Here is a 13,066-nt window from a genome sequence, read left to right as displayed (position 1 = left end):
GGCGTAGCTGTGCCGGTTGGCCGGCCAGGGTTCACGAAGCAGCGCCGCCCCTCTCGCCGCCCCGCTCGTCACCCCGGACGCCACCCTTCCGCCGCCACATCCCGGAAACTCCCTAGTGATCACCCCGTTACACACCCCACTTAACGTCAGGCCATGGCGGACATATTTGACGCGTACGCGTTGGCCGACGCGTGGGACGAGATGTTTGAGCGGCCAGGTGAGGTCAGGACCGCCTATGAGCCGGTGCTGGCGGCGCTTCAGCCGATCGAGCCGAGCGAACTGCGGTTCCGGGCCGACCAGATGGCCCGGGCGTTCACCGACCGGGGCGTGACCTACGCCTTCGCGGGTGAGGAGCGGCCCTGGCCGCTCGACCTGGTGCCCCGCATCCTCGACGCCCTCGAGTGGGATCTCATACAACGCGGAGTCGGTCAGCGGGTGCGGGCCCTGGAAGCCTATCTCGCCGACGCCTACGGACACGCCCGCGCCTTCGAGGACGGGGTCGTGCCCTGGCGGTTGCTGCTCAACTCCCCCCACTTCCACAGGGCGGCCCACGGGGTCGAACCACCCGGGGGCGTGCGGATCCACGTCGCCGGGATCGACCTCGTACGCGACGAGGCCGGGGACTTCCGGGTGCTGGAGGACAATGTGCGGGTGCCGAGCGGCGTCTCGTACGTGATCGAGAACCGGCGGGCCATGACCCGGATCTTCCCCTCCCTCTTCGCCGAGCAGCATGTGCTCCCCGTCGACGGTTACGCGCAGCGGCTGCTCGCCGCCCTGCGTGCCGCCGCGCCCGGCGGGACAGCCGATCCCCGGGTCGTGGTCCTCACCCCGGGGCCCAGCAACGCCGCCTACTTCGAACACGCCCTGCTCGCCCGGCTGATGGGCGTGCAGCTCGTCGAGGGCCACGACCTCGTGTGCCGCAACAACCGGGTCTGGATGCGGACCACCCGCGGCGAGGTCCCCGTCCATGTCGTATACCGACGCCTCGACGACGACTTCCTCGATCCCCTCCACTTCCGCCCCGACTCGGTGATCGGCTGCCCGGGGATCATGAGCGCCGCCATGGCCGGTAACGTCACACTCGCGAACGCCGTGGGGAATGGGATCGCCGACGACAAGCTTCTTTACACCTACGTCCCGGATCTGATCCGGTACTACCTCGACGAGGAGCCGATCCTCCCCAACGTGGAGTCCTATCGGCCGGAGGAGCCAGGGCAGTTGGAGGCCGTGCTCGATCAGATCGAGCAGCTCGTGATCAAGCCCGTCGACGGCGCCGGCGGGCAGGGCATCGTCATCGGGCCCAGGGCCGACCACGAGACGATCGAACGCACTCGCAAAGCCGTCATCGCCGACCCCCGCGGCTTCATCGCCCAGCGGCCCGTCGCCCTGTCCACCTCCCCCACCCTCGCGGGCGAGCGCATGGCACCCCGCCACATCGACCTGCGCCCCTTCGCCGTCAACGACGGCAACGATGTCTGGGTGCTGCCCGGCGGCCTCACCCGGGTCGCCCTCCAGGAGGGCAACCTCATCGTCAACTCCAGCCAGGGCGGCGGCTCCAAGGACACCTGGGTGCTGGCCGAGGGGCCGGCGGAGCGGCCTGCGGCTCCGGCCACGGCACTGCCCGACGTCGCCCCGCGCCGGCTCGGACCCGACGGCACCCCCACCGTCGTACAGGAAGGGGCACAGCAGCAGTGAACGACGTGATCCTCTCCCGCATAGCCGAGGCTCTGACCTGGACCGGACGGTATGTCGAACGCGCCGACGCCACCGGCCGCATCCTCGACGCCTATCTGCACCGCATGCTGGAGGACCCCTGGCGCGACGAGGACGTGGCCTGCCGGTCGCTGTACGCGATCCTCGGGATCGACGCGGGCGACGAACCGGTCGACATGCAGCAGGTGCTCGACCAGTTGGCCTTCGACGCCCGCTCGACCGGGTCGATCGAGGGTGCGCTGGGCGCCGCCCGGCTGAACGCGCGCAGTGCTCGCGAGGCCGTCTCCTCCGAGATGTGGGAGTGCCTGAACTCGACGTGGCACGCGCTGGAGGACCAGCGGGTCGCGGCGCGCCGCATCGGCCCGTACGCCTATCTGGAGCTGGTGCGCAGGCGGGCGGCGCTGTTCTTCGGCCTGGCCGACTCGACGATGAGCCGGGACGACAGTTGGCGTTTCGTCGTCCTTGGCCGGAGTCTGGAGCGGGTGGACATGACCGTACGGCTGCTGTCGGTGCGGGTGCTGGACGCCGCGCACGCGCCCGACTGGCCGACCCTGCTGAGCGCGTCCGGCGCGGACGAGGCGTACGCGCGCGTGTACAGCGGTTTCGGCGACACCCCTCGGGTGGCCGAGTTCCTGCTGCTCGACCGGGACTTCCCGCGCTCGGCGCTGCACGCGCTGACCACGGCGGAGGAGTGCCTCACCGCGCTCGGCCGCCCTCGCCAGGACCCGGCGCGCCGCCCGATCGGCCGGCTGCGCACCCGTCTCGAATACCTGGACACACACTCCCTTGAGGACCAGTTGCCCGGGTTGCTGAAGGACCTGCAGCAGGCCTGCATGATCTCGGCGGACGCGGTGGCCGACCGGTTCTTCCCGTACCAGGGGCCCGTCGAGTGGGCCCAGGAAGGAGCGTGAGATGACCAATCAGGGGACCATTCGGGGGACCACCCAGGGCACTCGCCGCCTCCGTATCAAGCACGTCACCCGTGTCTCGTACGCCCAGCCGGCCGCGTCCTCGCACAACGAGGTCCGCATGACCCCGCTGACCCTGCCCGGCCAGACCACCCTGGACGCCCGGATCGCCGTGAGCCCGTCGGCCACGACCTGGTCGTACTGGGATTATTGGGGCACCCAGGTCACCGGCTTCGAGCTGATGGACCCGCACGCCGATCTCACCATCACGGCGTCGAGCCTGGTGGAGACCCACCCGCCGGGCTCGCTCCCGGAGGCGCCCGTGTGGCGGGAGCTCGCCGAGCGGGTGGACTCCTCCCGGCTGCTGGAGTTCACGGGGCCGACATCGCGTACGACGGTCCCCGAGCGGCTCGTCGACAAGGCGCGGGAGGCGGCGGCCGGTCTCGATCCGCACGGGACGGCGATCGCGGTGTCGGCGCTGGTCGCCGACCAGGTGTCGTACCTCCCCGGCGCCACGGGGGTGAACACGTCCGCCGCCGAGGCCTGGGAGCAGGGCGCGGGCGTCTGCCAGGACATCGCCCACCTCACCCTCGCCCTGCTGCGCGGCCTGGGCCTGCCGGCCCGGTATGTCTCGGGCTATCTGCACCCCGAGCGCGAGGCGGAACTGCACCGCCCGGTGGCCGGCCAGAGCCATGCCTGGGTCGAGTACTGGGCGGGCGACTGGTGCGGCTACGACCCCACGAACCGGACCCGGGCCGACGAGTCCCATGTGGTGGTCGGCCGCGGCCGCGACTACGACGACGTCACCCCGCACAAGGGCGTCTACCGGGGTGTGCCCGGCGGTCCGCCGGAGGTGACGGTGGAGTTCACGCGGGTGGCGTGAACTCCCAACTCCCGGCCGCCGACGGGGGGCTGCTTCGCTACTTCAGCCCGAGCTTGCTGCAGTCCGCCTTGTACTCGCCCTTGCAGATGTCGGACACCTGGTAGATCTCGTCGGCGATGACGGTCTCCTCGATGTTCTTCTTCGTCAGGGCGACCACCGGGACGAGGCGGGCCGGGATGTCCTTGTGGGTCGGGCTGTCGACCTGCTGCTGGGTGAGCGAGTCGAACTGGATGTCATGGCCCTGGACCTTGGCCACGGCCATCTCCGCGGCGCTCTCGGCCTCCAGCGGGTACGACTTGTACACGCTCATGAACTGCTCGCCGGCCACGATCCGCTGGACGGCGTCCAGTTCGGCGTCCTGCCCGGTGATCGGCGGCAGCTTGGTGACGCCCGCCGCCTCCAGGGCCTTGACGATGCCGCCGGCCATGCCGTCGTTGGCGGAGTAGACGCCCTTGATGTTGTTGACGCCGATGGACTTGATGGCCTGGGCCATGTTGTCCTCGGCGTTCTCCGGCTTCCAGTCCTTGGTGTCGTAGGACTTGGCGATGTCCACCGCGCCCTTGAGCTCGGAGAGGGCGCCCGCCTTGAACTGCCCCGCGTTCGGGTCGGTGGGCGAGCCGTTCATCATGACGATCTTGTCGGAGGAGTCGACCGGGTTCATGGCCTCCAGGAGCGTGCGGCCCTGGACCTCGCCGACCAGTTCGTTGTCGAAGGAGACGTACGCGTCGATCGGACCCTCGGCCAGGCGGTCGTAGGCGATGACCGGGATCCCGGCCTCCTTGGCCTTCTCCACCCCGCCGGCGATGGAGTGCGCGTCGACGGCGTCCAGCAGGATGACGTCGACCTGGTCGTCGATCATCTGCTGGAGCTGGCTCGCCTGCTTGCTCGCGTCCGCGTCGGCGTTCTTGTAGACGACCCGGCCCTGCTTGTCGGTGAGCTCCAGGACCTTGTTCCTGATGATGGGGTAGTCGAACTTGTCGTAGCGCGTGTTCGCCGTCTCCGGCAGCAGCAGCCCCACCGTGATGTCGTTGCCCTTGGTCGGGCTCGCCTCGGTGCTGTCCCCGGTGACGCCCAGTGCCCCGCACGCGGCCAGCGAGAGGGTCATCGTGGACGCGGACGCCACGGCGATGGCGGTACGGCGCAGGGGGCGCAAGGGACGCATAGAGGAGCTCACTTCTGGTGCCTTCGGGACACGGGCGCGCCATTGCGCCCAGGTGACTGAAAAGCCAACGCGCCGACGCCCCTCAGCGTCAAGCAAAACCACTTAACGAGTGCGCAACACCACGCTCCGCTTTGCATGTAAAGACATGCCGGAACCTCTCCAAACAGTCATTACACCCCGTCCATCAAACCCAGGACAGCTTCACATCGCCGTACCGCGCTCGGCCACAGGATCGAACGAACCCGGCCAGCCGGCCGCCCGGCCGTCGCGGGCACGCGGGCACCCTGCTGCGAAGATCATCCGTATGACCGCCACCGAAACCCCCGTCGAGGACACCGTGTCCGGTCCGTTGACCGTCCGCCTGGACACCGAGCGCGGTGAGGTCGTCGTCGAAGGCGAGACGGTGCCGCGGATCGTGCTGCGCCGCGCCGCCGGCACCGAGGCCGAGGAGCACATCCCCGTCGGCACCCGGGACGGCGGCCGGCTGACGCTCACCGTCGACGGCGAGGAGGCGGGCGTGCACCCGGCGAAGGGTCGGCTGACCCGGCGTTCGTACGCGGTCGAGGTCCGGTATGCCGGACATGTGTGGCGGCTGGTGCCCGACTCGATACCGGACAGTCGCCTGCTGCGCGACGGGCGACGCCTCGGGGAGTTCAGCTCCGAGGGCAACGGCGAGGTCGCCGCCGACTGGCGCCCGGGCGCCACGCCCGAGGCCGTCGACGTGGCCCTCGGATACGCCCTCGCGGCGGGGTTCGGCACGGGCGCGCAGCCGATGTGGATGCTGGTCGCGGACGCGATCGGTGACCTGTTCCCCTGACCTTCGCGGCGCCCGTACAACCAATTGAGGTGCCGGCCGGTCCTGTTCGGCGACGGTTGATCACCACCGTCGCCGAACAGGACTGAAGGACCGCATGAACCCAGCCAGACGCACGACCGCGGCCACCGCGACCGCCGTCGTGCTCGCCACCGCGGGCGGCCTGCTCGGCGCCCTCGCCGCGCCCGCCTCCGCCGCCGTGACCTGCAACTCTCCGGTGTTCAAGCGGCAGTTCTTCGCGAACACCGCGTTCTCCGGCACGCCGAAGAAGACCGACTGCGACAGCGTCATCGACCAGAACTGGGGCACGGGCGCCCCGGCCACCGGTCTGCCCAGGAACTACTTCGGCGTCCGCTGGAGCCTGACCCGGGACTTCGGCTCCGGCGGCCCCTTCACCTTCAGCGCCTCCGGCCTCGACGGCATCCGGGTCTACCTCGACGGCGTCCGCAAGATCGACCTGTGGCGGAACACCTCCACGACGGTCTACAAGACGGTCAACGTCACCATCCCCTCCGGCAGGCACTCCCTGCGCGTCGACTACGTCAACTGGACCGGCAGTGCCAAGGTCAAGTTCCGCTACGCGCCCAGGACTTCGGCCACCGTCGACAAGGTCCGGCCGCTGGCCCCGACCGGCGCCGCCGTGACCTACGACCAGGCCACCAGCAAGGCGAGGGTGACCTGGGCGAGGAACAGGGAGATGGACCTCGCGGGGTACCGCGTCTACCGGCGTCTGAAGGGAACCGGTGACTACCGCGTGGTCAGCGGCGGCACCCTGCTGACCGGCACCTCCTTCACGCAGTACCTCGCGCCGACCGGCACCGCGTACTACTACGAGGTGCGGGCCGTGGACCGGGCCGGCAACGAGTCGGCGGGCAGCACCGACCAGCTCGTCACGACCGTGGACCGCACCGCGCCGCTGACGCCGGTCGTGTCCGCGAGCGACGATCCGGTGCGCGGGGTCACCCTCGACTGGCAGGACGACGCGTACGGCGTGACCTACGACGTCTACCGCGCCGCGGCCTCCGACGGGGAGTTCGTGAAGCTCGGCCTGTCGTACGGCTCCAGCCGCCTCGACGAGACCGCGCCCTACGGCGACACCTCGTACTACCGGGTCGTCGCCAAGGACGGCGCCGGCAACACCGCGGCCTCACAGGTCCTGGCCTTCACCCGCCCGCTGGCGGTGCCCGCCATGGACACCGCGGGCACCAACGAGGCGGAGACCGGGATCGAGCTGCGCTGGACGACGTCGAAGGCGGCGCCGGCCGAGTTCCGTGCCTACCGCTGGGACCGCTCCGACCCGGACGCCGTCCCGGTACACGTCGTCTGCGAGTCGTACCGGGTGGGCAACGAGGCCGACTACTACCCGCAGTACGGCTGCACCGACCACTCCGCCGAGCGGCGCACGTCGTACGCGTACTACGTGACCAGCGTCGACAGCCAGGGCCGGGAGTCGGCGCCCTCGCGCACGGTCTACGCGAGCCGCCGGGACACGACCCCGCCGCCCACGGTCACCGGCCTCACCCACACGAGCACGGAGTACGGCACGGTGCTGCAGTGGGACGAGAGCACGGCCGAGGACCTCGCCTCGTACACCGTGCTGCGCGCCACCGACGCCCGTGACACCTCCACCTACGAGTGGATGGCCTCGCTCCCGCCCGGCACGACCCGGTATGTCGACGTCGGCGTGCCCGACGACGAGAACTGGGTCTACCTCGTGGACGCGGTGGACACGTCGAACAACTCCCTCTACACGCTGTCCGGCAACCCGGCGGACGTCGTCGCCAACGTGAGCGTCGACGAGTTCGACCTCACCCCCGCCCACACGCCCCCGCACACCGCCGCCTGGACCCTGTCCGCCGAGGCGGACGAGGCCGGCCGGGCGGTGCTGTCGTGGACCTGCGGCACCGACTGTGACACCAGCGGATTCCACGTGTACCGCTGGGACCGCGCGACACAGCAGTACGTCCGCCTGACCGACGTACCCCTGGCCGCCGACGCCCGCGGGTACACCGACCCGGCCACCCCGGCCGGGACGACCAGCCACTATGTCGTCTCGGCGGTCGCCGCCGCGGACGGTTCGGAGATGTACACGGGCCTCGCACCCGTCGTCGTCGCCCCGAACGAGGGCTGAGCACCGCATGCGAAGGGGCCCGGAGGTTCTCGGCGAACCTCCGGGCCCCTTCACACACGTGCGTGCCGCCTAGTCCTTGGGCTTCTTCGGCCGCCAGACCACCAGCGCGCTGGTCTGCTGCACCTCCTGGTACGGGACCAGGTCGCGGCGGTACGACGCGTGCACCGCCGCCTCGCGCTGCTGCATCGCCGCCGCGGCGCCTTCGACGGCGGCCTGGAGTTCGGCCACCCTGGACTGCAGCGCGGCGACCTGGTTCTCGAGTTCGATGATGCGCTTGATGCCGGCCAGGTTGATGCCCTCGTCCTGCGACAACGCCTGCACCTGGCGGAGCAGTTCGATGTCGCGGGCCGAGTAACGGCGGCCGCGGCCCGGGGTGCGGTCCGGCGACACCAGGCCCAGGCGGTCGTACTGGCGCAGGGTCTGCGGGTGCAGGCCGGAGAGCTGGGCCGCCACCGAGATGACGTAGACCGGGGTCTCCTCGGTCAGTTCATACGGGTTGCGTCGACGGCCGTCCATCTCGATCAAGCTCCCTTCGCGGCCTGGAACAGCTCCGCCCGCGGGTCCTCGCCCGCGGTCGCCTCGCGATACGCCTGAAGCGCGTCACGAGCCTTCCCCGAAAGGTCCTTCGGGACACTCACCTCGACGGTGACCAGCAGGTCTCCGCGGGTGCCGTCCTTGCGGACCGCGCCCTTGCCCCGCGCCCGCATGGTGCGGCCGTTGGGGGTGCCGGGCGGCAGCTTCAGGGTGACCGGCGGTCCGCCCAGGGTGGGGACCCTGACCTCGCCGCCGAGGGCCGCCTCCGTGAAGGTCACGGGGACGGTCACCGTGAGGTTGTCGTCCTTGCGGCCGAACACCGGGTGCGCGTCGACGTGCACGGTGACGTACAGGTCACCGGCCGGGCCGCCGCGCTCGCCGGGCGCTCCCTTGCCGCGCAGCCGGATGCGCTGGCTGTCCGACACCCCGGCGGGGATGCGGACCTGCATGGTCCTCGACGACTTCGCGCGGCCGCTGCCCTTGCACTCCATGCAGGCGTGCTCGGCGATCAGGCCGCGCCCCTTGCAGTCCGGGCACGGGTCGGTGAGGGAGAACCCGCCGCCCGAGCCCCGCGCCACCTGGCCGGTGCCGACACAGGTCGGGCACACCCTCGGCGTGCCGTTCTTGTCGCCGGTGCCCGCGCAGGCCTTGCACGGCGACTGCGAGGACATCCGCAGCGGGACCGTCGCGCCCTCGATCGCCTCGGTGAAGCTGAGGGTGACCTCGGTGTCGATGTCCTGGCCCCGGCGTGGCTGGGTACGGGTGGTGCCCGTGCCGCCCCGGTTGAACAGGCCCCCGAAGACGTCACCGAGTCCGCCGCCGAAGCCGCCGGCGCCGGACTGGCCGCCCTGGGCGCCGCCTCCGAAGAGGTCGCCCAGGTCGAAGTTGAAGGAGCCGCCGCCCGCGCCCGGCCCCGGGCGGAAGCCGCCGTTGCCGAAGAGGGCGCGTGCCTCGTCGTACTCCTTGCGCTTCTTGGGGTCGCCGAGGATGTCGTTCGCCTCGGAGATCTCCTTGAAGCGCTCCTCCGCCTTGACGTTGCCCTTGTTGGCGTCCGGGTGGTACTCGCGGGCGAGCTTGCGGTACGCCTTCTTGATCTCGGCCTCGGTGGCGTCCTTGGGGACGCCGAGGACCTTGTAGAAGTCCTTCTCGATGAAGTCCTTGGTGCTCATCCTCGACGTCCCTCCTCTCTCCTCGTCAGTTCAACGTCAGCCCTCGTCCGGGCCACCGCTCTCCTTGTCGTCGGCCGTCGCGGCGCTCGCGGCGCTCTCGTCGGATCCCTCGCCCTTGACGGTCTGCGCGCCCGGCTGGGGCTCGGCGACCGCCACCCGCGCGGGGCGGATGGTGCGCTCGCCGATGCGATACCCCGGCTGGAGGATCGCGACGCAGGTCGTCTCGGTGACGTCCGGCGCGTAGGAGTGCATGAGCGCCTCGTGGATCGTCGGGTCGAAGGGCTCGCCCTCCTTGCCGAACTGCTGCAGGCCCATCTTGGCGGCGACGGTCTCCAAGGACTCCGCCACCGACTTGAACCCGCCCACGAGTTCGCCGTGTTCCCTCGCGCGGCCGATGTCGTCGAGCACGGGCAGGAGCTCGGTCAGGAGGTTCGCGATGGCGATCTCCTTGACCGTGATCCGGTCGCGCTCCACACGGCGGCGGTAGTTCTGGTACTCGGCCTGGAGCCGCTGGAGGTCCGCCGTGCGCTCACCGAGCGCCGTACGCACCTGGTCGAGCTGGGCCACCAGACCGGCGTCTGCTGCTGATACGTCCCCGGCCGGGGCCGCCCCCTCCGCGTTCGAGGAGGGCGCGGCCTTCGGCTCGGCGTCGTCGGGGGTCGCGCCGGAGGGGACGTCGGGCTTCTCCTCGAAACCCGGGGTCTCCTCCGTCATTACGCGACACCGTCCTTGCGCTCGTCGTCCACGATCTCGGCGTCGACGACGTCGTCGTCAGCGGCCTTGCCGCCCGCCGTGGCGCCCTCGGGACCGCCCGCGGCCTGCGCGCCCTGGGCGTCGGCGTACATGGCCTGGCCGACCTTCTGGGAGACCGCGGCGACCTTCTCGGTGGCGGAGCGGATCTCGGCGGTGTCCTCGCCCTTGAGCGCGGTCTTCAGCTCCTCGACGGCCGCCTCGACCTCGGTCTTGACCTCGCCGGGGACCTTGTCCTCGTTGTCCTTGAGGAACTTCTCCGTCTGGTAGACGAGCTGCTCGCCCTGGTTGCGGGACTCGGCGGCCTCGCGGCGGCGGTGGTCCTCCTCGGCGTACTGCTCGGCCTCCTGGCGCATCCGGTCGACCTCGTCCTTCGGCAGCGAGGAGCCGCCGGTGACGGTCATCTTCTGCTCCTTGCCCGTGCCCAGGTCCTTGGCGGTCACGTGCATGATGCCGTTGGCGTCGATGTCGAAGGACACCTCGATCTGCGGGACGCCACGCGGGGCCGGCGGCAGACCGGTCAGCTCGAACATCCCGAGCTTCTTGTTGTACGCCGCGATCTCGCGCTCGCCCTGGTAGACCTGGATCTGCACGGACGGCTGGTTGTCCTCCGCCGTCGTGAAGATCTCCGACCGCTTGGTCGGGATGGTCGTGTTGCGCTCGATGAGCTTGGTCATGATGCCGCCCTTGGTCTCGATGCCGAGGGACAGCGGGGTCACGTCGAGGAGCAGGACGTCCTTGACCTCACCCTTGAGGACACCGGCCTGGAGCGAGGCGCCGATGGCGACGACCTCGTCCGGGTTCACGCCCTTGTTGGCCTCCTTGCCGCCGGTCAGCTCCTTGACGAGCTCGGCGACGGCGGGCATACGGGTGGAGCCGCCGACGAGGACGACGTGGTCGATCTCGTCGATGGAGACGCCGGCGTCCTTCATGACGTTGAAGAACGGGGTCTTGCAGCGCTCGAGCAGGTCGGCCGTGAGCTGCTGGAACTGGGCCCGGGTGAGCTTCTCGTCCAGGTGCAGCGGGCCCTCGGCGGAGGCGGTGATGTAGGGCAGGTTGATCGAGGTCTCGGTGGAGCTGGACAGCTCGATCTTGGCCTTCTCGGCGGCCTCACGCAGGCGCTGGAGGGCCATCTTGTCCTTGCCGAGGTCCACGCCGTGGCCGGAGGCGAACTGCTTGACCAGGTAGTCGACGACGCGCTGGTCCCAGTCGTCACCACCGAGGTGGTTGTCGCCGTTGGTGGCCTTCACCTCGACGACGCCGTCGCCGATCTCCAGCAGGGACACGTCGAAGGTGCCGCCACCGAGGTCGAAGACGAGGATCGTCTGGTCGTCCTTGTCGAGGCCGTAGGCGAGGGCGGCCGCGGTGGGCTCGTTGACGATGCGCAGCACGTTCAGACCGGCGATCTCGCCGGCCTCCTTCGTCGCCTGGCGCTCGGAGTCGTTGAAGTAGGCCGGGACGGTGATGACCGCGTCCGTGACCTTCTCGCCCAGGTAGGACTCGGCGTCCCGCTTCAGCTTCTGGAGGATGAAGGCGGAGATCTGCTGCGGGTTGAAGGGCTTCCCGTCGAGCTCCATCTTCCAGTCGGTGCCCATGTGGCGCTTCACGGACCGGATGGTCCGGTCCACGTTGGTGACCGCCTGACGCTTGGCGACCTCGCCGACGAGCACCTCGCCGTTCTTGGCGAAGGCGACGACGGACGGCGTGGTCCTGGCGCCCTCGGCGTTGGTGATGACGGTGGGCTCGCCGCCCTCCAGAACGCTGACGACGGAGTTAGTCGTGCCCAGGTCGATGCCGACCGCACGTGCCATGGTTGATTCCTCCAGCTGACTTGAGTGGAACGGACTCAAGTGTGCACGACGGCTCCCCCGGGGTCAACAGAGCTGAGTCGACCCCACTCAACTCTTATCCGTTCCTTACGCGCAACGGCGCCCTGACCTGCGACGATGTCGCCTGCACCGGCGGCCGAACAGGGTCCCCTACGGGAAAATAGGGTTGACGCCGAGGCCCGTAGGGCTTGATGTGCAGCAGCGCGAATACGGCGATCAGGGCACCCACTCCCACCCACAACGCCCCGGACCGCGCCATCCATCCCATATGCACGAGAACGCCGACGAGCATCCCGGCGAAGCCCGCGACCCCCAGCAGGACGGCCGCGCCCTGCGGGGTGAGGCCGATGCGGCGCAGGCGGTGGGCGAGATGGTCGGGCCCGCGCCGCAGCAGCGGCCGTCCGGCCAGCCGCCGGGACAGCGCCACGAGCAGGAGGTCGGCGGTGGCCAGGGCGGTGAGCGAGTAGAGCACGCCCGCGCTCGACACCGGATCGCGCCCGGCCCGGACCATCACGGCCGACGACGCCAGCACGAACCCGACGAAGAGCGACCCACAGGCCCCGAGGCCGATCCGCGCGGGATGCCAGTTGTGCATGAGGAACCCGGTCAGCGCGGCGGCCAGCACGCTGAGCAGCACGGCGAGTTCGTCCATCACCTCGGCGGCGGCGCAGACGCCGACCCCGAAGGCGGTGAGCACCCCGACGGTCCCGACCAGCCCGTCGGCGTGATCCAGCGCCTTGAAGCCGACGGCCACCAGCACGATCCAGCCGACGGCCACCAGCCCCAGCAGGATCCCGGTGTCGCCGTACGGCACCACGCAGGCCGCCGCCACGGCCGTACCGCCGACCAGGAACCTCGCCTTCACCCGCCGTACGTCGGCGACCAGCCCGAGCACGGCGACGGCGCCCGCGGCGACCAGCAGCCGCATGATCTCCGGGCCGAGCGGGGCGAACCTGGTCCACTGCCCGGCGGCGGCGACCAGGCAGGTCACGAGCGCGACGGCGACGCCGCCGAGCAGCGGCAGCGGACGCCGGCACCGCCGGTCGAGGACGCCGAAGCGCAGGGCGGGCAGGCGGAGCAGTGCCGCGAGGAGGGCGGTCAGCAGGAGGGCGGTGGTGGCGGCGGCGATCCCGTAAAGCACGGGCCTAGATTAGTGGCGTATATACCATTTCG

Annotated in this window: 11 protein-coding genes; 5 read left to right on the top strand and 6 right to left on the bottom strand. The window is 70.4% G+C overall.

The annotated features are described in order from the left end of the window. Nucleotides 1–153: 153 nt before the first annotated feature. From ACP4J3_RS25010 to ACP4J3_RS25000, 3 genes are read left to right on the top strand one after another with little or no spacing between them, the layout of a single operon-like run. Nucleotides 154–1,695: a circularly permuted type 2 ATP-grasp protein gene (locus tag ACP4J3_RS25010; RefSeq protein ID WP_426538077.1), complete on the top strand. Its 1,542-nt coding sequence runs from the start codon at nucleotides 154–156 to the stop codon at nucleotides 1,693–1,695. After that, nucleotides 1,692–2,624 carry an alpha-E domain-containing protein gene (locus ACP4J3_RS25005; protein ID WP_426538075.1) on the top strand — a complete coding sequence of 311 codons (933 nt, stop codon included), beginning with the start codon at nucleotides 1,692–1,694 and terminating at the stop codon, nucleotides 2,622–2,624. The genes ACP4J3_RS25010 and ACP4J3_RS25005 overlap by 4 nt, the downstream gene beginning before the upstream one ends. A 1-nt stretch (nucleotide 2,625) precedes the next feature. Next, the gene (locus ACP4J3_RS25000; RefSeq protein ID WP_426538073.1) at nucleotides 2,626–3,504 is read left to right on the top strand and encodes a transglutaminase family protein; all 879 of its coding nucleotides are present in this window, start codon (nucleotides 2,626–2,628) and stop codon (nucleotides 3,502–3,504) included. Between the two features lie 37 nt (nucleotides 3,505–3,541). Here the strand turns inward: ACP4J3_RS25000 and ACP4J3_RS24995 are convergent, their stop codons facing one another. Further along, nucleotides 3,542–4,666, bottom strand: coding sequence for a substrate-binding domain-containing protein (locus tag ACP4J3_RS24995; protein WP_426538071.1), 1,125 nt, complete (start codon nucleotides 4,664–4,666; stop codon nucleotides 3,542–3,544). Nucleotides 4,667–4,970: 304 nt separating this feature from the next. Between ACP4J3_RS24995 and ACP4J3_RS24990 the strand changes: the two genes are divergently transcribed. Beyond that, nucleotides 4,971–5,483, top strand: coding sequence for a hypothetical protein (locus tag ACP4J3_RS24990; protein WP_426538069.1), 513 nt, complete (start codon nucleotides 4,971–4,973; stop codon nucleotides 5,481–5,483). Nucleotides 5,484–5,577: 94 nt separating this feature from the next. After that, entirely contained in the window at nucleotides 5,578–7,611 is a 2,034-nt protein-coding gene (locus ACP4J3_RS24985; protein ID WP_426538067.1) for a fibronectin type III domain-containing protein, read from the top strand. Between the two features lie 69 nt (nucleotides 7,612–7,680). Here ACP4J3_RS24985 and ACP4J3_RS24980 read toward each other — a convergent pair whose 3' ends face one another. From ACP4J3_RS24980 to ACP4J3_RS24960, 5 genes are all read right to left on the bottom strand, one after another. After that, the gene (locus tag ACP4J3_RS24980) at nucleotides 7,681–8,127 is read right to left on the bottom strand and encodes a heat shock protein transcriptional repressor HspR (protein WP_426538065.1); all 447 of its coding nucleotides are present in this window, start codon (nucleotides 8,125–8,127) and stop codon (nucleotides 7,681–7,683) included. 5 nt (nucleotides 8,128–8,132) lie between these two features. After that, nucleotides 8,133–9,314 (bottom strand): molecular chaperone DnaJ, encoded by a 1,182-nt coding sequence (gene dnaJ, locus ACP4J3_RS24975; protein ID WP_426538063.1) that lies wholly within the window; start codon nucleotides 9,312–9,314, stop codon nucleotides 8,133–8,135. 36 nt (nucleotides 9,315–9,350) lie between these two features. Then, nucleotides 9,351–10,028 carry a nucleotide exchange factor GrpE gene (gene grpE, locus ACP4J3_RS24970; RefSeq protein WP_426538061.1) on the bottom strand — a complete coding sequence of 226 codons (678 nt, stop codon included), beginning with the start codon at nucleotides 10,026–10,028 and terminating at the stop codon, nucleotides 9,351–9,353. Next, entirely contained in the window at nucleotides 10,028–11,875 is a 1,848-nt protein-coding gene (dnaK, locus tag ACP4J3_RS24965) for a molecular chaperone DnaK (protein ID WP_426538059.1), read from the bottom strand. Before dnaK ends, grpE begins: the two co-directional genes overlap by 1 nt. Nucleotides 11,876–11,969: 94 nt before the next feature. Then, nucleotides 11,970–13,034: an MraY family glycosyltransferase gene (locus ACP4J3_RS24960; RefSeq protein ID WP_426538057.1), complete on the bottom strand. Its 1,065-nt coding sequence runs from the start codon at nucleotides 13,032–13,034 to the stop codon at nucleotides 11,970–11,972. Nucleotides 13,035–13,066: the final 32 nt, after the last annotated feature.

The sequence above is a fragment of the Streptomyces sp. UG1 genome (genome assembly GCF_049974585.1).
In the GTDB taxonomy this organism is placed as follows: Bacteria; Actinomycetota; Actinomycetes; order Streptomycetales; family Streptomycetaceae; genus Streptomyces.
Note: the sequence above shows the minus strand (reverse complement) of the source record. Positions and strands in the feature narration are given on the sequence as shown.

Bases quoted from the DNA above. Each gene is read 5' to 3' on its own strand.
- ACP4J3_RS25010 (WP_426538077.1), top strand. From the start codon at position 154: ATGGCGGACATATTTGACGCGTACGCGTTGGCCGACGCGTGGGACGAG.
- ACP4J3_RS25000 (WP_426538073.1), top strand. From the start codon at position 2,626: ATGACCAATCAGGGGACCATTCGGGGGACCACCCAGGGCACTCGCCGC.
- ACP4J3_RS24995 (WP_426538071.1), bottom strand. From the start codon at position 4,666: ATGCGTCCCTTGCGCCCCCTGCGCCGTACCGCCATCGCCGTGGCGTCC.
- ACP4J3_RS24990 (WP_426538069.1), top strand. From the start codon at position 4,971: ATGACCGCCACCGAAACCCCCGTCGAGGACACCGTGTCCGGTCCGTTG.
- ACP4J3_RS24985 (WP_426538067.1), top strand. From the start codon at position 5,578: ATGAACCCAGCCAGACGCACGACCGCGGCCACCGCGACCGCCGTCGTG.
- ACP4J3_RS24980 (WP_426538065.1), bottom strand. From the start codon at position 8,127: ATGGACGGCCGTCGACGCAACCCGTATGAACTGACCGAGGAGACCCCG.
- dnaJ (WP_426538063.1), bottom strand. From the start codon at position 9,314: ATGAGCACCAAGGACTTCATCGAGAAGGACTTCTACAAGGTCCTCGGC.
- grpE (WP_426538061.1), bottom strand. From the start codon at position 10,028: ATGACGGAGGAGACCCCGGGTTTCGAGGAGAAGCCCGACGTCCCCTCC.
- dnaK (WP_426538059.1), bottom strand. From the start codon at position 11,875: ATGGCACGTGCGGTCGGCATCGACCTGGGCACGACTAACTCCGTCGTC.